The organism is Mesorhizobium sp. 1M-11, from assembly GCF_001303895.1.
In the GTDB taxonomy this organism is placed as follows: domain Bacteria; phylum Pseudomonadota; class Alphaproteobacteria; order Rhizobiales; family Rhizobiaceae; genus Mesorhizobium.
In genome coordinates, this window is the sequence record NZ_LJSD01000070.1 from 1 (window position 1) to 19,434 (window position 19,434).

At 60.4% G+C, this 19,434-nt stretch carries 16 protein-coding genes and 3 pseudogenes; 5 read left to right on the forward strand and 14 right to left on the reverse strand.

Annotated features, from left to right (window positions below; genetic code table 11):
* Positions 1-149: 149 nt before the first annotated feature.
* The 11 genes and pseudogenes from istB to AO692_RS27670 form a co-directional block, all read right to left on the reverse strand.
* Positions 150-905: an IS21-like element helper ATPase IstB gene (gene istB / locus AO692_RS27610; RefSeq protein WP_054310052.1), complete on the reverse strand. Its 756-nt coding sequence runs from the start codon at positions 903-905 to the stop codon at positions 150-152.
* Positions 906-919: 14 nt separating this feature from the next.
* Positions 920-2,455 (reverse strand): IS21 family transposase, encoded by a 1,536-nt coding sequence (gene istA / locus AO692_RS27615; protein WP_054310055.1) that lies wholly within the window; start codon positions 2,453-2,455, stop codon positions 920-922.
* A gap of 462 nt (positions 2,456-2,917) precedes the next feature.
* On the reverse strand, positions 2,918-3,613 hold the full coding sequence (locus AO692_RS27625) for a Tn3 family transposase (protein ID WP_244483511.1): 696 nt from the start codon (positions 3,611-3,613) through the stop codon (positions 2,918-2,920).
* Between the two features lie 17 nt (positions 3,614-3,630).
* Positions 3,631-5,757: pseudogene (locus AO692_RS27635) on the reverse strand (Tn3 family transposase); the annotation flags it as partial.
* A gap of 94 nt (positions 5,758-5,851) precedes the next feature.
* On the reverse strand, positions 5,852-7,162 hold the full coding sequence (gene hisD, locus AO692_RS27640; protein ID WP_054313268.1) for a histidinol dehydrogenase: 1,311 nt from the start codon (positions 7,160-7,162) through the stop codon (positions 5,852-5,854).
* 16 nt (positions 7,163-7,178) lie between these two features.
* Positions 7,179-8,006, reverse strand: coding sequence for an ABC transporter permease subunit (locus tag AO692_RS27645; protein WP_200911798.1), 828 nt, complete (start codon positions 8,004-8,006; stop codon positions 7,179-7,181).
* 38 nt (positions 8,007-8,044) lie between these two features.
* Positions 8,045-8,833: a taurine ABC transporter ATP-binding protein gene (locus tag AO692_RS27650; protein WP_054313270.1), complete on the reverse strand. Its 789-nt coding sequence runs from the start codon at positions 8,831-8,833 to the stop codon at positions 8,045-8,047.
* Between the two features lie 61 nt (positions 8,834-8,894).
* On the reverse strand, positions 8,895-9,860 hold the full coding sequence (tauA, locus tag AO692_RS27655; protein ID WP_152979994.1) for a taurine ABC transporter substrate-binding protein: 966 nt from the start codon (positions 9,858-9,860) through the stop codon (positions 8,895-8,897).
* 120 nt (positions 9,861-9,980) lie between these two features.
* Positions 9,981-10,664 carry an amino acid racemase gene (locus tag AO692_RS27660; RefSeq protein ID WP_200911796.1) on the reverse strand — a complete coding sequence of 228 codons (684 nt, stop codon included), beginning with the start codon at positions 10,662-10,664 and terminating at the stop codon, positions 9,981-9,983.
* Positions 10,664-11,872, reverse strand: coding sequence for a DegT/DnrJ/EryC1/StrS family aminotransferase (locus tag AO692_RS27665; RefSeq protein ID WP_054313273.1), 1,209 nt, complete (start codon positions 11,870-11,872; stop codon positions 10,664-10,666). The genes AO692_RS27660 and AO692_RS27665 overlap by 1 nt, the downstream gene beginning before the upstream one ends.
* Before the next feature lie 4 nt (positions 11,873-11,876).
* Positions 11,877-12,899, reverse strand: coding sequence for a D-cysteine desulfhydrase (locus tag AO692_RS27670; RefSeq protein WP_054313274.1), 1,023 nt, complete (start codon positions 12,897-12,899; stop codon positions 11,877-11,879).
* A gap of 110 nt (positions 12,900-13,009) precedes the next feature.
* Here AO692_RS27670 and AO692_RS27675 point away from each other — a divergent pair, with 110 nt between their 5' ends.
* Positions 13,010-13,930: a LysR family transcriptional regulator gene (locus tag AO692_RS27675; protein ID WP_054313275.1), complete on the forward strand. Its 921-nt coding sequence runs from the start codon at positions 13,010-13,012 to the stop codon at positions 13,928-13,930.
* Between the two features lie 280 nt (positions 13,931-14,210).
* Here the strand turns inward: AO692_RS27675 and AO692_RS27680 are convergent, their stop codons facing one another.
* Entirely contained in the window at positions 14,211-15,299 is a 1,089-nt protein-coding gene (locus tag AO692_RS27680; RefSeq protein ID WP_054313276.1) for a putative sulfate exporter family transporter, read from the reverse strand.
* Positions 15,300-15,391: 92 nt separating this feature from the next.
* On the opposite strand from AO692_RS27680, the gene AO692_RS27685 reads away from it, so the two are divergent.
* Positions 15,392-16,315: a LysR substrate-binding domain-containing protein gene (locus AO692_RS27685; RefSeq protein WP_054313277.1), complete on the forward strand. Its 924-nt coding sequence runs from the start codon at positions 15,392-15,394 to the stop codon at positions 16,313-16,315.
* 100 nt (positions 16,316-16,415) lie between these two features.
* On the opposite strand, the pseudogene AO692_RS27690 reads toward AO692_RS27685, so the two are convergent.
* Positions 16,416-16,727, reverse strand: a pseudogene (locus tag AO692_RS27690) (SMC-Scp complex subunit ScpB); the annotation flags it as partial.
* A 150-nt stretch (positions 16,728-16,877) separates the two neighbouring features.
* Here AO692_RS27690 and AO692_RS33780 point away from each other — a divergent pair.
* From AO692_RS33780 to AO692_RS27700, 3 genes and pseudogenes are all read left to right on the forward strand, one after another.
* Positions 16,878-17,015: pseudogene (locus AO692_RS33780) on the forward strand (IS110 family transposase); the annotation flags it as partial.
* Between the two features lie 11 nt (positions 17,016-17,026).
* Entirely contained in the window at positions 17,027-17,737 is a 711-nt protein-coding gene (locus AO692_RS27695) for a sulfatase-like hydrolase/transferase (protein WP_280138685.1), read from the forward strand.
* A 14-nt stretch (positions 17,738-17,751) separates the two neighbouring features.
* Entirely contained in the window at positions 17,752-17,997 is a 246-nt protein-coding gene (locus AO692_RS27700) for a hypothetical protein (protein ID WP_054313278.1), read from the forward strand.
* Here the strand turns inward: AO692_RS27700 and AO692_RS27705 are convergent.
* Positions 17,994-19,345, reverse strand: a protein-coding gene (locus AO692_RS27705) for an IS3 family transposase (RefSeq protein WP_152979808.1) whose coding sequence is annotated in 2 segments (ribosomal slippage) — positions 17,994-19,009 and positions 19,009-19,345 — 1,353 coding nt in all. Because the reading frame shifts where the segments join, the coding sequence is not laid out codon by codon here. The genes AO692_RS27700 and AO692_RS27705 overlap by 4 nt on opposite strands.
* Between the last annotated feature and the right edge of the window lie 89 nt (positions 19,346-19,434).

Sequence of the window (19,434 nt, forward strand, 5' to 3'; positions counted from 1 at the left end):
TGCGAATTCCGACGAAGCCGGCCAGTGATTCCGAACAATCACCGGCCACCCATTCCGATTTCATTCCGGCCGGGATTCCGATTTGAAGCCGGCCACCTTTGGACATCACCTGGGTCGTTGTTGAGGTTTGGTTCGAGTTTCGTTTCGGGTCAAGCCTGAGCGGTTTGCGGCATGGCGACGGCTCGCTGTTTTCGCATGCTCTCGCCACCCAGTTCGATGCGGTAAGCATTGTGCACGAGGCGGTCGAGAATGGCGTCGGCGATGGTGGGATTGCCGATGATCTCGTACCAGCGATCGACGGGAACCTGGCTGGTGACGATGGTCGAGCGCCGCTCGTATCGGTCCTCGATGATCTCGAGGAGATCACGGCGCTGATCGTCGCTGAGCTTTTCGGGGCCCCAGTCGTCGAGGATGAGCAGATCGGTCCGGGCCAGCGCCTTCAGCATCCGGGCATAACGGCCGTCGCCCCGTGCTAGGGCAAGAGCGGCGAAGAGCCGTGGCGCGCGATGATAGGCGACGGAGAAGTCCTCGCGGCAGGCCTTGTGGCCGAGGGCACAGGCAAGCCAGCTCTTGCCGACGCCGGCCGGTCCTATGATCAGGAGCCCATGCCGCTGGCGGATCCAGTCGCAGCCAGCGAGCTTGAGGAACAGCGCGCGGTCGAGGCCTCGCTCGGTACGGAAGTCGACATCTTCGACCTGCGCATCATGACGCAACCTTGCCGCGCGGGCACGGGCTTCGAAGCGCTTCTGGCGGCGAAGTGTCGCTTCCTGCTCGAGCAGAATGGCGAGCCATTCGCCATGATCGAGGGTGCGCGCTTCCGCTTGGGCGTCGAGGTCCTGGAAGCCTTTGGCCATACCGTGCAGGCCAAGGTCGCGCAGCATGTCGAGGGTGGGATGGGTCAGCATGATCTGTTGTCTCCTCAATGGAAGTAGCCGGGACCACGCAGATTGGCGTGATCGATGATGGCGCCGGCACCGGCACCGGCTCGGGCGGCCTTGTGGTTGGTGATGAGGGCGGCGATGCTCTTGCAGGTCAGCCCGCCGATCTCGACGGCACGCGCCGAGACCGCCTCGGCGCGTTCATGGCTGAGATCGCGATAGAGGCGCAGAACGCCCAGGCATGTCCGGAAACCCTGTTCGGGATGCGGGCGGCTTGCCAGAATGGCGATGATCAGGCCTTCCGTCTGCGGCCCGATCGACGCCGCCCAGCGGCGGAAGCGCATCGGCGTCCACTCGGCGTAGCGGCGATGAGAGCTGGGCATGTGATCGGGGTTGGTGCCGTAGCGGCGACCGCCATAGCGGCGTTGGTGAACGGCGACGCGCTTGCCGCGATGGAAGATCTCGATCGTCCTGCTCGTCGCGCGGATATCGACCTGCTGACGAATGAGGCCATGCGGCACGGAATAGAAGAAGTCCTTGAACTCGACATGGTAGTCAGTGGCGACGCGCGCCAGACGCCATTCTGCAAACTCGTAGCCCTGCACCGGCAGGCTGGTCAGAACGGGTCGTTCCACGGTCTCGAACAGATGGCGGCGGCTGACACCGAGGCGGCGCATGACATGGTCGTTGATGCGATCGAGCGCCCCGGCGATCGCCGCGTTGGCCTCGGCCAGCGAGAAGAAGGTCTGCCGCCGCAGCCGGCCGAGGATGCAGGTCTGGGCAAAGCGAACCCCGTTCTCGACCTTGGCCTTGTCCTTCGGCCGTCGCGGCCGAGCCGGCAGCACGCCGACACCATAATGAGAGGCCATCATGCCGTAGCTGCGGTTGATCTCGGGGTCATAGAAGGAGGCATGATTGACGCCGGACTTCAGGTTGTCGGGCACGATCAGGCGCGGGACACCGCCGAAGAAGTTGAACATGCGCACATGCGCGCCGATCCAATCCGGCAGCGCCTGCGTCCAGGTCGCTTCCGCATAGGTGAAGCCCGACGCCCCGAGGACGCCGACGAAGATCTCCGCCTCGCGGATCTCGCCGGTCAGCGGATCGGCGATCGAGAGCTTCTTGCCGGAATAGTCCACGAAGACCTTGTCGCCGACGACATGTTCCTGGCGCATGGTCGGCGACAAACGCTTCTCGAAGCCGCGGAACAGGTCACAGAAACGACTGTAGCCGTAGCCACCGGGGTGGACGGTGCGATACTCCTCCCACAGGAGCATCAGCGTGACGCCGGGCTTCTTCAGCTCCAGCGCAAGATCCGCCCAGTTCGGCTCGGGCAGGCGGCGCTGGCCCTGCCTGACCCCGGCGCGAGCAAACAGCCGGTTCTCCAGCGCATCGTCGGTTAGGTCGCCAGACAGCGGCCAACGCAACCCCGCCGCGGTCGCGCGCTTCAGATTGTCCTGCACGGTGCTGCGCGCGATGCCCAGCATCTGCGCGATCTCGCGGCTGCTCGTGCCATCGCCGGCAAGCCGCAGCATCTGTCGTAATTGTCTCATGGTCAGCCTTCTCTTTGCCGGCATCGCCCGTCCCTTGTTGAAAAGGTCCGTCATGCCAAAGTTGCTGACCCAGGTGGTGCGTCTTCAGTCCCTCAAAGCGGCCGGATATTGATCGGAATGCTGGCCGGCTTCATTCCGGAATGGTGGCCGGCTTCAAGTTGGAATGCCCGGCCGGATAACGTCGGAATCCGCAGTCTGCCCAGAGTTTGACGTCGTGGTCGCTGATAGGCAGATACCCCTTCCCTCAGCGGGAAAGCCAATCTTGCCCATTCGCCTCCGCCCTGCATTGCTTGCCGCTGTGGCCATTGTGGAACGCGAGGGGCCAAAAATGCTGGAAGTGCTTCAGGGCCATACCATGGGCACAAATCGGACTCGATTTGGAGAATTCGTCGCCAGTATCCTCGGTCAAAAGCGAACAGCGCAATGGATCTCAATAGTGCAGCAAATTTGAGAATTGGGCCGCCTCGCGTCTCACAATTAAGTGCATCAATCGTGACGAGACCCCGCATTCTCGCATTTAAATGCAGTGCGACACTTGGAATCCGACGCGCAGGCCGTGCCGGCGTCGCCCCAGATGGCGGCGTTGCGGATCGCCAGGGTTGCATTGGCCACGCGCCCGCATGCCGCCTCAAGCGCGTCCCGGTGGACGAAGCGCCAGCCGACGTGCAGTAGCTCCTCGTAGCTGACATCCGGGCATCCGGCCGCCACGCGTTTCAGACCCGCATTCGTGCCCAGCCCGTAGAGGCATAAGATCAGCCGTCGATCGAGGTCGCCGCGTGAAAGCGCCACGCGGGAGGCTGATGTCTCAAATGCCTCCAGAAAGCCGGTGTCCAGAGCCGCCTCCTTCAAAACATCCAAGAGTTCCGTCATCGGCCAGCGTCGCCCGATCTCGGCCTTGACCGATTGCAGGCCCTGCGGTTCCGGCAACGGTTGGAACGGCGTGATCGAGAGACGATTTTCGCCACGCCAGAGAATGCGCACCTTGTCGTTGCGGGGGATTTCGGCGTTCAGCAGCCGCAGTTCCCGTTCGAGCTCGGCCTGGATTTTGCGCGTGAAGGCCGGCGCGTCCGGTGTCAGGTTCAGCGCCCGGTAGTAGGCCGCACGCCTGGTCTCGAAATCCTTGGGCAGGTCGTCGTCGGGATTGCGATAGCGATCCGCCCCAACCAGGGGCTCCGTGGGCATTTCTGCAATAATACCCGCTAAGGGAATTTGAAGTTGTTTGGATTGAAGCGGTTAGTGCGGATGGGCCTGAAGCGTTCGAGGGGGCGGTCAATTTCGTTCCAGAGATAGTCGCCGGTGAGTGCGATATGAGCCCACGGGAGCGGCGCAACCTGGGAGAGCAACTCGTCCGGAATGACGATGCCCTGGCTGCGGATGTAGTCGTTGGCGCGGCTGAGATAGACAGTGTTCCACAGAATGATGGCGTTGACGACGAGATTGAGACCGGAAGCCCGGTAGGCCATGGTTTCAGCGATGCGGTTGCGCAGTTCGCCGAGTTGGTGAAGGAAGACGGCGCGTGCAAGAGCGTGACGGCTTTCGCCCTTGTTGAGGATGGCATGCGATCTGCGGCGCAGCTTTATGTCGAGCAGCCAGTCTCAGATGAAGATTGAGCGTTCAATCCGGCCCATTTCGCGCAGAGCCTGGTTTAGCCGGTTTTGCCGGGGTGACGCTGCCAGCTTCTTCAGGATCACGGAAGGCGGCACCAGACCTGCAGCGATCGACGCTTTCAGCCGTAACACCTCATCCCAGTGCTGCTCGATGACCTCCATGTTGACCGTTCCCGCGATCCGCGCGTCGAGCGGGGCGTAGGCCGGATCTGGATCGATGACAAAGAGCCTGCGATTGCCGAGATTGCGGATACGGGGAATGAGCCTGTAACCGAAGGCGTGGAACATGGAGAATGTCGTTTCGGTGGCGCCGGCGGTATCGGTTGCGTGCTCATGGATTTCGACGGAGCTTTCGTTGTGCAGGAGACCATCGAGCACGTAAGGCGCTTCGCTCTCGGAGGCCTGGATCATGCGGGAGAAGAAGGAGGCGAAGCGGTTGGACAGGAAGCCATAGATCGACGCACCCGGCCGTTTGCCGTATTTTGCATTGTATTCGAGGCTTGCTTCGCCACGCCCGCCCGCCGGAAAGAACTGGCCGTCCGAGGAGGAGATATGGCCGTCGCCCCAGACCGCGGCGAAAGGATGTGCCTGCTGTGCATCGACCAGAACAGCGGTCGCCGTCGCGTAGGTTTCCGAGCGCAGATGTCGATCGATCATCAACATCATCTGGTGGATTGTGACACCGCGCGAGCTTTCCGCCATGCGTTCTGCGCCGGCATTGGTTGCGTCGGCAAGGATCGCGGCCATCAGTGCCGCCTCGTCGTTTGCCGTCTCACCGGTGCGATAGTGCGTGAAGCTGTCGAGGAACCTGGTCCAGCTTTGGACCTCGGCAAGCAGGCTGGTGATCCTGATCCGGGGCACCAGAATGTAAAGCCGTCGACTGAGCGTGACGATCCTGTCACGCTCCTCCTCGCGGATCGGGGAGATCGACAGACCCTTGTCGGAAATTGCCGCATCCGGAATGGCGTTGGCAGCAGCAGCCTTGGCCAGTTCTTTCAGCTTGGCGTCGAGCGTGGCGGTGCGCTCGGCCCGCCACTCCGCAAAGCTGTCGGGGATCGCAAGCCCGAGCCGTCCTTCGGCGCGCATCAAGTCGAAGATCGGCCGCGGCAGAAGATAATCCTCGAAGCTGCGCCATGCGCGGCTGCCATCGACCCAGATATCACCGGCCCGCAGGCGCTCCCGCAGGTGAACGAGCACCGCCACTTCCCAGGCGCGCAGGTCGATGTTGACGCCGTCCGAGCGCACGCGCCGCCGCCATTTGCGGGTCATGAACGCGAGCGGCACCTGCGCGGGCAGTTTCCGCCCGCCGTACAGTGCACGCAGATGGCCGACTGCTCTGAGAACCGGATCATCGGGACGAAATGATCGGAACGAAAATGCGCCGAACATGAGCCTGCCCAGCTTGCGCAATGATTTGTGTCGCTCAACGAGCTCGTCGAATTCATCACTGCGATCAGGGCGCACGACAGAATTGGCTGCCGCCATGCTGGCGATCAATCCGTCCCAGCCAAGGGAGGTTGCGATCGCGGATGCGAGATCGGTGTTGCTCTCGCGGGCCGCTAAGAGCGCCTCGCCGAGCTTGAGGTGATCGCGCGCCACCCCATCGAGAACGTCAGCCTCTTTCAGGCGGCGCTCCTTGCGGCTGATTTCGGCCTTGCGACGAGTGCTGCCGATCAGTTTGCAGAACATGTTGATCGCGAGGTCGGTGATCGCCGCCTGGTGGCGAACGTAACGGCAGCAATCATCCTGCCCACATAGAGAACCAACCAATATTTCGCCCCGTTAAGTCTGCGCTTGGGAGGCGCTGGCCGGATCAGGACGAGACATCTGCTGCAGTCAGATCAAAGACGTCGCCTGGAAAAAACTTGGCAAGCCGGATGTCGGCGGACCGGGCATGGCCTTCCATACCCTCAAGGCGTGAAATCCGTGCAGTTGCTTCAGCGAGGGGCCGGGCGGCCGCGCGTGTTGCCCGCTGCCAGGTCACTGTTTTCATGAACTTGTGCACCGACAGGCCGCCGGTATAGCGCGCCGCCCCCGAGGTCGGCAGCACGTGGTTCGGGCCTGAGGTCTTGTCGCCAAAGGCTACGGTGGTTTCTTCGCCCAGGAACAGCGATCCATACGCGCGCAGGCGCTGCAGCCACCAGTCAAGATTGTCGGCCTGAACATGCAGATGCTCTGGCGCGAACTGATCCGCGACATCTGCCATTTCGTCGGCATCTTCGCAAAGTATGACTTCGGCAAAACCGGTCCAGGCGGCGCGGGCACTGTCGCGATTCAGAGGAGGCAGCGTTTCGATCAGTTCCGGAACCAGCGCCATCACCCGCGTAGCCAGGTCCGCGTCCGAGGTCACCAGCCAGACCGGCGAATTGTAACCGTGCTCCGCCTGCCCGACCAGATCTGCAGCCACCAACTGGGCATCGGAATTTCCGTCGGCGACAACCATGCTGTCGGTCGGGCCGGCAAACATGTCGATGCCGACCTGCCCATAGAGAATCCGCTTGGCCTCGGCGACGTATTGGTTGCCTGGGCCGACGAGGATATCGGCCTTCGGCACTCCGAACAGGCCGTGTGCCATCGAGGCGACACCCTGAACGCCGCCCATGTTCAGGATGGCATCGGCGCCGCACAGATCCATCGTGTAGATGATCGCTGGTGGGATTCCGATACCCGGACGTGGCGGAGAGCATGCCGCAATATGCCGAACTCCGGCGACCTTGGCCGTTGTGATGGTCATGATCGCGCTCGCGACGTGGCTGTAACGCCCGCCCGGCACATAACAACCGGCTGCCGATACCGGGATTTGCCTTTGCCCGGCCATGAGGCCCGGCAATACCTCGACAGCAAAATCGGTGACTGTAGCGCGTTGGGCTTCGGCAAAACGGCGAACGTTGTCGTGGGCAAAACGGATATCGGCTTTTAACTGCTCCGGCACCAGGGCTGCTGCAGCCGTGCGCTCCTTGGCCGAAACGACGATCTCGCCATTCCACTTATCGAGATCACTGGCAAATCTTCGCGCAACGGTTTCGCCCCCGGTGGCAATCTCGGCTAGCATCTTTTCAACGACGGCACGCACGTCTTGGTGGCCCGTTTCGGCTGTACGCCCGGCTTTCTTCAGATAAATCATGTCTTTGGCTTTCAGATTACATTCTGCCCTTCCAGGGCACGAGGCGACGTTCGACAAAGCGCATCAATAGGTCGAAGGCGAAGGCGATGATGGCGATTACAAAAATCCCCATGATCACGATGGGCGTTTGCAGAAACTGGCTGGCCGACAGAACCATGTAGCCAAGGCCCTTGGTGGCAGCTACCATTTCCGCGGCGACCAGTGTGGTCCAGCCAAAACCGATGCCGATCCGCATGGCCGTCAGGATCTCGGGCATGGCTGAAGGCATGATAACATAGCGCATTACCTGCCAGCGGGTCGCACCGAAAGAATAGGCCGCGTGGATCTGCTCGATCGCGGCCGACTTGACACCGGATCGGGCACCCAAGACCACTGGGGCAAAAACCGATAGAAAGATCAGTAGAACCTTGGAAGTCTCGCCGATGCCGAACCAGATAATCATGAGCGGCAAATAGGCCAGCGGCGGAATCGGTCGGTAAAATTCGATCGGCGGATCGAAAATGCCGCGCATCACCGGGCTCATACCCATAGCAAGCCCGAGCGGCAGACCGATGACGCAGGCCAAAAGAAACGCCCCGAACACGCGCACCGTCGATATCGTCAAATGGTCAAGAAACGACGTGCCAATAAAGCCATTGTTCCAGATGGAGATGAACTTCGCCACAATTTCCATTGGTGAGGGCACAAACAGCGGTTTGACCCAGCCCATGGCCGTGACCAGCCACCAGACGAAGAAGAACAGGGCGATTGAGCAGGCCGAAAGCCAAAGCGTATTGCCTTGTCCCGGAACACCGTAGATTTCGCCCGGCCTAGTAGGCCGCGCACGGGAAAGCCGCGCGATCAGCCCGGCCGCGTCGCGCGGAGGTGAGGATATCTTGTCTGTCACGCTGCCTGCTCCTCGTCGGCGAAGATGATTTTTAAGACGTCTTCCCGGAGGCAAATGAACTCACGCGATGCCTTGACCTGGCGCGCCGGTGTCCCGTTTAGAAACTCTCTGGAGAATGGCAGGTCGAACGTATGCATAATTCGACCCGGCCTCGGCGACATCACGATCAGTTTTGTCCCCATGAACAGCGCCTCCTCGACGCTGTGGGTGATGAAGAACACCGACTTGTGCGTATCGTTCCAGATATTGAGGATCAGTTCCTGGGCCTTTTCACGCGTCAGGGCATCCAAAGCGCCAAGCGGCTCGTCCATCAGCAGGATCTTGGGGTCACAAGTCAGGGCCCGGGCAATGCCGACCCGCTGCTGCATCCCGCCCGACAGCTTGTAGACAGGAGATTGCTGAAAGCCATTCAGACCCAGAAGGCCGATGAACTTATCAGCGGTCTCATGTCGAGCATTCTTGCCGACACCTTGGATTTGAAGTCCAAACGCCACGTTGTCCAGGACGTTGAGCCAAGGCAGGAGCGCATGTTTTTGGAAGACAACGGCGCGGTCGGCCCCGGGCCCGGAAACGAGTTTGTCATCTAGCTTGAGGCTTCCCGAAGTGGGCGACAAGAATCCGGCTATAAGATTGAGTAATGTGGACTTCCCGCAGCCCGAAGCCCCAAGTGCGACGACGAATTCGTCATCCTCGATGGTCAGGTTGATCTGACTAAGGGCCGCCACCGGCGGGCGACCATCCGCCGCGGGATAGATTACGGAAAGGCTGTCGACATTCAGGCGCATAACTCCTCCTCGAGCAGTCACGGTGTCCTGCCCGACGTTTAGGCCGGGCAGGACTTGTCGGTTACTTTAGCGCCTCTTTGGCGATGGACGTGTTCACGAAGCGAGAGTAGTCGTCCGCGACGTTGTCGATCCGGCCGGCCGCCTTTAGAAATTGAGCAGTGGCCTTCATCACAGCAGCGCCGTTGCCCAGCCATTTTTCACTCATCTGGTCCTTCAACGGAATGAAGGTATAACCGGTTAGTATCTCGGGGACCTGCGCCGGTGCCGCGCCTGTCAGGTTGGCGATGGCTTTTACACTTTCATTGTCGGTGGTCCACGCGCTCGGATCCTTGAGGTACGCCATGTTGGCTGCATCCATAGCCTTCGCGAAGGCAACCAGTTCAGCCTTGTGGGCTGTTGCGAATTCCGTGTTTGCCACCCAGGCGTTGAAGGTCGGATAGCCCCATTCAGCGGTCTGGTTGGCGCCGACGATCCGGGTTCCGGTTCTCAAGATCTCGCTTTGAACCGGTGGCCATATGAAGGCCGCATCGATCGTGCCCTGTTCCCACGCGGCAGCGATCTGGTCGGGTTTCATAGACATGATTGTCACATCCGTGTCCTTCAACCCAGCATGAGCAATGGCACCCATCAACGAGAAATGCGCGGTCGAACCGATAGGCACCGCAACGCGCTTGCCCTTCAGGTCCCCAAGCGAGGTGATTCCGGAACCGTTGTGCGCGATCAGGCTTTCCGCCTTGCCGATGGCGTAGGAAAACATGAACATCTGCAGATCGACGCCCTGGCTTGCCGCGATCGCCAGTGGCGACGAGCCAAGTTCAGCGACCTTGACGTCGCCGGAAGCCATTGCCGCGATCACATCGGCGCCCGAATCAAATTTGCGCCATTCAATGGTCCAGCCGGTGGCCTTTTCGAATTCATGCGTGGCGCGCGCGGCATTCATCGGCGTCGGATCGCCGAATGTGGCGATCACCGTGGTTTCAGCCGAAAGCGCGGTCGCGGACAGTGCCAGAACGGTCGCCCCCGTCATGATGGCTCTTGTAAGTATCCTAATCATTTTTCATTTCTCCTTTGTTGAGTGTTCCGGCGCTTTGGCTCTTCTTGTTGCAGGGCAGATGATCCCCGTAAGTGTTCCTTTCTGGCCACTGCACTAGGCGGCAAAAGAGAGGATGGCTTGAACCAGTAGATCGAGCGTGTCGAAGGTTGTGGCACCTTCGGCGACAGCATCGGCGATTAGAGAAAACTCTGTGCAAGCGATCATTTGAACCACCGCGCCACGGGCTAGCAAATGGTCTGAGGCGGCCTTCAGGACTTGCCGCGCCTCGGGCTGGGGACCTTTGGCTTTGATCTGTCGGATGGCAGCAAGCATCGCCGGTTCGTCGCTTGCATAAAGCCCGGTCAAACCCAGTTTAGACAGCTGGACATCGAACAGGCCGACCTTCCGGACAGCAGGCGAGGCGAGGATTCCAACGGACGTGTTTTGCCCCGCAAGAGCCTCTGCATGTGCAACCGACAATTCGACCATGTCGAGAAAAGGCACAGTCACCGCAGCTCGGATGGACGGCGCATAGTGATGGGCAGTGTTGCAGGGCATAGCAAGGGCTTCGGCGCCGCCCGCAACGAGGCGGCGAGCCATACTGGCCAATACGGGGCCAGGATCTTCGCCGGTTCCTTCGATCAAGTGCTGAATTCGCGAGGGCACCTGCGGATTCTGATCGATAATCAGTGGGATATGATCGGCATCGTCCGTCGCTCTGACACCTGCCAGAATCTTTTGCATGATCAGGATGGTCGCCTCTGGCCCCATGCCGCCTAGCACACCTACACGTCGCATCACGCACCACACTTCGATGCGAGCACCGAAACGGAGTCGAGAATGTGCTCAGCAAGGAGGGCACAATCCTCGAGGCTGAACGTCAACGGCAGGCGCATGTCGAACAGGTCAGACAGAATGGCATCGGTCCTTGGGAGGCTTTGAGCTCCGGCGTAGCGCCAGCTGCGGTGATCGGACGTGAAGCCGACAGGCTGCGCGGCGCCAAACCATCTCAGTTCGACGCCGACGGCGGCAAGACGCTCTATAAATCCACGGGCGTCGGACGGCGCAATTCCGGGAACTAGAAACTGGATCGACGAGCCGACGTATCTTTCGGCATGCGGACGAGTCGGCATCCGGATCGAGGGGCAGACGGCAAGTCGCAGCGCCAGATAGTCATGTCGTTCATTCCACGCCGCGATACTGTTCTCGATGTGCCGCAACTGAGGTCGCAACAATGCGGCGCGCAAATTGTCCATGCGCGCCGACATATTCGGGTTGTCCAGGCGGATATCGACAAAGGTTTCCTTGTCGGCGCCCGCTCCATGCCGTTCGTACAGCATATAGGATCCCGAAAGAATGGTTGCACGCGCAATGAACTCGGCATCATCTGAGGTCAAAAGCCCGCCTTCACCCGAGTTCAGGTGCTTGTAGGTCTGTGTGCTGAAACACCCCGCGACCCCGAAAGCGCCCGAGCGACGACCGTTCCATGTTGCGCCCATCGTATGCGCGCAATCTTCGATCACGGCCAGGTTCAGGTCTGCAGCCAAGCGGACCAGCCTGTCCATATCGCACTGATGGCCGCGCATATGTGACAGCAGCAAGTGGCGCGCACCGGTCTGACGTGCTTTGACGGCTAGATCGTCAAGATCGATCACCAAGTCTTGGGTGATCTCCACAAGAATTGGCCTTCCCCCCACCGCCGCAATCGCGCCAGGTACAGGGGCAAGAGTGAAGCCATTCGTCAGAACGGCATCTCGTGGCAAAACTCCAGCTGCCCGCAGGGCGATCTGCATCGCTTGCCCGCCAGACGCCACGGCGATGCAATACCGCGAGCCTTGCCAAGAGGCATACTCGCGCTCCAAAGCCATGGTCTCACTCTCTTCGCCGGCGGCAACATTGTAGCGGTGCAGCCGACCCGAGCGCATCACCGCCAGGGCGGCGGCGATGCCCTCTTCCGGAATCGGCGGCTGCTGCGTGAAGCTGCCGGTGAAGCGCGTTCTTGCCATCTGGTTACTCGGCAGCCAAGGCTTTGCTGTCGCCAGCAAAGAAAGCGTCGTGGCCGAACAGCGCCGCCGATCCGCCGGTGTGCAGAAAGACTACGCGCTCGCCCTTCTTGAATTTGCCCTTCCGGCAATAGTCGATCAGGCCGGCCGCTCCTTTACCGGAATATACTGGGTCCAGAAGGATAGCTTCGAGCTGCGCGAACATACGGATTGCTTCCAGCGTATCTTCGCGCGGAATACCATAGCCTGATCCGACATAGTCACTGTCGGCAACCACATCGCTGCGCGACACGACATCTGGGCAGCCAAGCTTTTTAGCCGTCTGCAGAGCCAAATTGTAGACGTTTTCTTCTTGCTTTTGCTTAGGCGCGCGCACGCCGATGCCTGTGAGCGGAATACCCGCGTTGATCGCCTTTAGGCCCGTGATCAGTCCGGCTTGCGTGCCGGCGCTCCCGGTTGCTGTAACCAAATGGTCAATCACCATCCCGCGATCGTTCGCCTGCGAGACCAACTCGAAGGCGCAGTTTACATAGCCGAGCGCGCCTGTCGCGTTCGAGCCCCCGCCTGGGATCACGTAGACCAGGCGGCCCTCGGCGCGCAGCTTGTTGGCCACCATCTCCATCTCAGCCTGCATATCCATGCCCCCGGCGCGCTTGGAGATTGTCGCCCCGTGCAACCGGTCCAGCAGCACGTTGCCATTGCTGTTGTAGTTGGCGTCGTTCGACCCGGTTCGGTCTTCCAGCAGGATATGGCAGTCCATGCCCAGCTTGGCCGCGAAGGCGGCGGTCTGACGCGCATGGTTGGATTGAGTGGCCCCTTGGGTCATCACGATGTCTGCGCCGAGGGCCAGCGCTTCAGCCATCAGGAACTCCAGCTTGCGCGTCTTGTTGCCGCCGGTCGACAGACCCGTACAATCATCTCGCTTGATCCAGATTTCCGGCCCTCCCAACTCTTTCGACAGACGATCCAGCTTCTCAAGCGGAGTCGGCAGATGGGCCAAAAAGACGCGGGGAAAACGAGAGAGGTGCATGGGGCTTCCTTGTCATAACTTGCGTGTTGGAACTATCTGCACTTCATATCCCCTTGGCAAATGCGAAATTGTTGACATAACTTGCAAAAACCGCAAGTTGGAGGTCGGGAATGCGGCTGGAGTGGCTTGAAGACATCCTTGCGGTGGCGGAAACCGGTTCGTTCAGTGAGGCCGCAGACCGACGCCACCTCACGCAGTCGGCATTTTCGCGCCGGATACAAAATATCGAGGACCAGGTTGGCACCGAACTCTTCGACAGGACGCGCAAGCCGATCCACCTCCTTAGACATACCGAGGCGCAGCGAGATCAGATCGCGCACCTCGCAAGACTGCTGCGCCAACTTAATGCAGACCTACGCCGCGGCGACCGGATGTCGGAAAACAAGCTGGTCATTTCCAGCCAACATTCGCTGACGACAAGCCTGACGCCCGCTATTATCAAGGACATCAGTCTTCACCGCAGCGACATCTATATCCGGCTCCGTTCGGCCAATCTGGCGGACTGCTTCGCCCAACTTCTGTCGCGGCAGGCGGACATCCTGATCGTTTATCGACTCCCCGGCCACGAACATCCTATTCTTGGCTCCTATATCGACAGCATCACGATCGGGGTGGAGCGTCTCATTCCAGTGTTGGCGCCGAAGGGACTGCCCCGACTGTCGGCGAGCCGCGAAGCTGGCGAGGTGCCTTACATCGCGTACCCGGTGGATGTCTTTCTGGGTCAGGTGCTTGAGCGCGAGATTCTGCCGCGAATCCGTGACTCTGGCGACGCGTCGCCAAAAGCGGAAACCGCACTGACGCTCGCATCAATCGAGATGGCAGGTTTGGGCATCGGTGTCGCATGGGTTCCCGAGTCTCTTGCGCGGGATCGCATCGACGGGGGTAAACTTGCGGACCTGTCCGGAAGCCTTCCCAGTTGCAGCTTGGAGGTAACGGCGGTCCGACTCGTCGGCAAACCGGGACCCGTCGAGGTTGCGGTATGGGAGAGGCTTCTCAAATTTCAATCTGCTGTCGCCGCAAGCGAAGAATAGTGTCTGTCAGACGATCTCATGGTCGATGGGGAAAGGTTCCTACCACCTAGGATTGTCGCCTGATGACCGCGCAGGCACGCCTATCGAATATCTATGTCCCAGCAATGCACTGAAGCCCTGATCAAACCGTCCGCAACAGTAGACGATGCGGGCTGTCAGCACACTGTCACGGTTGTCAGGATCATCGATATAGCGGCGAGGACGCGGTTAAAAATACGTCCACTGGCCTCTGACTTTATGTATGGCATCACGATGCCATTTATCGGTCACTCTAGCTCTTTCACGCCACGCCGATGAAATGGATGAGCCCGAGACTGATCAATCCGAGGACGATGAGCGACAGCGTGACGGCGGCCGTCACCCGCGGCCCGGCCTTTGCCACGACCCGAATGTCGACCCCAAGACCTAAAGCCGCCATCGATATCGTTGTCAGGAGATTGGCGACGACCGCTGTCGGATGCAGGGCCGGTTCCGGGATCAATCCGGCGGTTCGAATGCCGGCCACGACGAGAAAGCCGACGATGAACCACGGTACGAGTTTGTGGAAAGCGGGCTTTCCCGGCTTCGGACGATCCCCCGCGACCGGCTCCGGTGCAGGTTCGTTTGTTTCGTCGCGCAGTCTCGAAGCCAGAAGCGACATCAGGAGCACGACCGGGCCGAGCATCAGGACGCGCACCAGCTTGACGACCGTTCCCACCTGGTTGCTGAGCGCGCCGATCGGCAACGTCGCGGCGAGAACCTGCGGCACGGCGTAGACGGTAAGTCCGGCCATGACGCCATATTGCGTCAACGACATCTGCAAAAGCGGCACGAACAGCGGTAGGACAAGCACGACGATCACGCCCAGAACGGCCGTGAAGGCGATGGACGAGGCAACGTCCTCTCCGTCCGCGCCGATCACCGGGGCCACGGCCGCGATTGCGGAGTTGCCGCAGATCGAGTTGCCACAAGCGACAAGGATCGCCATTCGCTGCGGTAATCCTAGCGCCCGGCTTATGGCGTAGCTCGTCGCGATCGCCACGACGACGACGACCGCAATGCCGGCGATCAGTTCCGGCCCGATGGCTAGAACCGCACTGGCGCTCACCGATGCGCCCAGGAGCACGACGGCTATTTCGAGTAACGTCTTGGCGCTGAACTGGATACCGGCATGCCAGGCGCTCGGCGGCGTCCAGACGCTTCGTATCGCGACGCCGAGGAGGATGGCGAAAACCAACGCCTCAAGCCAGGGGCGACCGAAAAGATCGATTTCGATCGCCTGGAGCAGATAGGCAAGCGCGGTTACGAAAGTACAAAGGCCAATGCCGGGGAGAACGCGCGCCAGCGCCGGGACGGTCGGATGGAATTGGGCAATGTTTTGGGCAGACATGATCACTCCCTGTTGAGAGCAAGCTTGCCCGACGGCAACTGTTTGGTCTATTTTAATGTAATGCACATTTTGTTCGATTTAAGTGAATGATAATGACCCTCGATCAACTTCGGATTTTCATCGCGGTCGCCGAACGCGAACACCTCACGAGAGCCGCCGAGGCCTTGAACCTCACCCCGTCTGCGGTGAGTGCGGCGATCCACGCCCTGGAGGCCCGCTACGGAGTCCATCTCTTCCACCGGGTCGGGCGCCGCATCGAACTGAGCCAGACCGGGCGGCTGTTTCTCCTTGAGGCCAAAGCGACGCAACGAAGCGCCAGGCTTGCGGAACTGGCGTTGACCGAACTGGGCGGCCTTCAGCGCGGAACGCTGACCATTCAAGCCAGCCAGACCATCGCCAGCTATTGGCTTCCGCCGTTCCTGGTGGGCTTCAAGACTGTGCATCCGGCGATCGGCGTGGTGCTGCGCGAAGGCAATTCCGCCGATGTCGCGACCGCCATCCTTGACGGCACGGCCGACCTTGGCTTTGCGGAGGGAGCTATCGACGATCCCGCGCTGACGCATGTTGCCGTGGCGCGCGATCGTCTTGTGGTGGTGGCTTCGCCCGATCATCCCCTGGCGAAACGAAAAGCGTCGCGAAAGGACTTGGTCGAAGCGACATGGATATTGCGCGAGGTAGGCTCCGGAACGCGATCCGCGTTCGAGGCCGCACTTCGCGGGCTCGACGTCGATCCCGCGCTACTTACGACAGCCCTTCTATTGCCCACCAACGAAGCCGTCTGTGTGGCGGTACGCTCCAGCGCCCATCTGACGGTGGTCTCCGACCTGGTGGCGCGTCCTCATATAGATGCCGGACGTCTGGCATTGATCGCAATCGATCTCGGCACACGCGCCTTCAGTTTGGTTCGGCACAAGGAGCGCTACCGCACCAGGGCATCCGAAGCATTCGAGGCACAGTTGCCAAGACCGGCGGCCGACGAAAAGGGCCGGAACCCGCCAAGGCCAGCAACGGGCTAAAGGGGGCTGTTCGTCTCCTGCCACTGAAGCAATCGCCGCCCGAAATCCGTCAAGCCATTGGCCCTTCTGCCGTCATCAAAAAGTTTGCGGGCGTTGCCACCTACTGTGTTTCGCCAGCCTCCCAACCGGCAAGGAACTCAACATCGGACAGGTCATCGGCATCTTCCCCGCCAGCCAGCCCAATGGGAATATCGCCCGTGAGCAGCGTTTCCTTGTTCAACAGCCCGGCATCCTCGAGGGCCTCGAAATCCGGCAGATCGCGCAGCGTGTCGAGGCCGAACTCGAGCAGGAACGCTTTTGTCGTGACGTAGGTGTAGGGCGCGCCGGGCGTTGGGTTGCGCGGGCCGGACGCGATCACGCCGGATCCGCGCAGATGGCCGATCAGATCGCGAGAAATTTCCTTGCCGAAGAAAAGAGCATCCTATGGGGAGTGGATAGCAACCTACGCTGTGGCAGACCGTATGTTCGCGGAGTGAAAGTGGCCCGCCCCCTGGGTAAGCTGAAGTCGGGGGTTGCTTCGGATGGGCCGGAGCCGAGCCCCAAGCTTAAGCGAGGGCGAACCATGGAGCAGCATAGCGAAATTTTTATCGGATTGGACACGTCGAAGCTGAAAATTTCAGTGGCGGTTGCCAACGGCGAACGGAATGGTGAGGTGCGCTTTTACGGGGATATCTCGTCGGACCCTAGGTCGGTGAGGTCCACTTCCCGGCGCTGCCGAACCCCGAACTTGCGGGGAGTACCGGACACGGAGACTTTGCGGACTGCCTCGCCGAAATGGACGCCAATGTCGGCGAGTTGGTCGATGCGGTCGAGGAACTGGGAATAGGCGACGACACTATAATCGTGTTCACGAGCGACAATGGCCCCGACCCGACTTTTCCGTCTCAAGGAACGTCGGGACCTTGGCGGGGCTATTATTTCACACACATGGAAGGCTCGCTACGCACGCCGTTCATTATCCGCTGGCCAGGCCACGTGCCCGCCGGCCGCGTCAGCAACGAGGTCGTGCATTCGGTCGACACCTTCACGACCTTCGCCAAGATCGCAGGTGCGGCTGTACCACCGGACCGTGCCATCGACGGCGTCGACCAAAGCGAATTCCTGCTCGGGAAAACCGAGCACTCCGCTCGCGAGGGTTTCACTGTGTTCGTCGCCGACCGCATGGAGGCGGTCAAATGGAAGAACTGGAAGCTGGCGTTCTACAAGGAAGAACGGGACTGGTGGTCGCCGCCAACCAAGCTTGGCGTGCCGCTGATCTTCGATCTCATCAACGATCCCAAGGAAGAATACGGAGCCACGCTCACGCCCAACGCATGGATCGGAGGACCGGCCATGAAGATCGTGGCGGATTTCGAAGAGAGCTTGAAACGTTATCCGCCGATCAGGCCGGGCACGCCCGACCCGTATACGCCGCCGCAATGAGGTAAGGAGAATCGATGACCAAGCGGGTAACAATTCGGATCGTTGCGGCGGCCCTGGCCCTGGCCTGCCTCGCCGAGACTTCCTGGGCGGAGGACGAGACACCCGGGGCCGGCGCTCTGGAAAAAGACACCTCCGGAACCAATCCGGCCGTGCTGACGAGGACGCTGCAGATATCGAACGAGTGTCCGTCGTCGAATGATTTGAGACGTTTTGGGCTTTGGAAGACTGGAGTTTCCGGCTCGGTTTGCGGGTTGATTTAAGCCGCTTTGGCCTGGTGGTTCAAGCGGCGTTGTCTGATGGTGTCGCGTTTGATCCTTTTGCGTTCGAGGAGGATTGTCGCGCGGCGTTCGAAGTAGACGTCGGCCGGGGTGAGATTGTCGAGGCTCTCGTGGTATCGGCGATGATTGTAATGCTCGACGAAGGCCGCGATCTGGGCTTCGAGGTCCTCCTGGAAGAAGTAGTTTTCCAAGAGGATACGGTTCTTCAGCGTCTGGTGCCAGCGTTCGATCTTGCCCTGCGTTTGCGGATGGCCGGGAGCGCCGTGAACCTGATCGATCTTGTATTTCTCCAGCCATTCACCGAGATCGGACGCGACGTAACACGGGCCGTTGTCGGACAGCAGGCGTGGCCGGTGTTCGACCTTGACCTTGTCACAACCTGAGGCCGCCAGCGCCAGATCGAGCGTGTCGGTGACGTCGTCCACCTTCATGCAGGTGCATAGCTTCCAGGCGATGATGTAGCGGGAATAATCGTCGAGGATGGTCGACAGGTAGAACCATCCCCAGCCGATGACCTTCAGGTAGGTGAAGTCGGTCTGCCACATCTCGTTCGGCCGCGTGGTCTTGTCCTTGAACTCGTCGTTGGCCTTGATAACGATATAGGCTGGCGAGGTGATCAGGTCATGGGCCTTGAGCAGGCGATAGACCGAAGCCTCTGAGACGAAATAGCTTTCCGTGTCGGTGAACTTCACCGCCAGTTCGCGCGGCGACAGATCCGCATGATCCAGCGCCATGGTGATGATGCGATCCCGGACACCGTCTGGGATGCGGTTCCACACTCGTGACGGCGCGGACGTCCGGTCTTCCAGCCCTTCGACGCCGTGGGTCAGGAAACGCTCATACCAGCGATAGAAGGTCGGCCGAGGAATACCGAGCTTGTCGAGGGTCTGTCTGGCCGACAAATGCGACTGTTCCACGATCCGGATGATCTCAAGCTTCTCTGAGGCGGGGTATCTCATTCTTCGTCGCCCCCATCCGCGATCATGCTTTTTTTGAGCAGGCGGTTTTCCAGGGTGAGGTCGGCCAGCGCTTCCTTCAGGTCTCGGCTTTCACGGCGCAGCGCCTTGACCTCGTCACTGGTGGCAGAACGGGCGGTATCGCCTGCAAGGCGCTTCTTGCCCGCTTCGAGGAATTCCTTCGACCAGCTATAATACAGGCTCTCGGCAATCCCCTCACGGCGGCAGATCGTAGCAATGCTGTCCTCGCCACGCAGGCCCTCCAGCACGATACGGATTTTGTCCTCGGCTGAATGATGCTTGCGCGTGGCGCGGCGGATGTCCTTGATCGTCTTCTCGGCCGCCGATGTCTGCGGCCCGGTTTTCTGTCTCATCTTCGCTTCCTTTGAGTGAGCTACGATGAGCCGAAAATCCTCTCTTCTCAATTAAGCCAATTCTGTCTCAAGGGCGCTGATGTCGGACA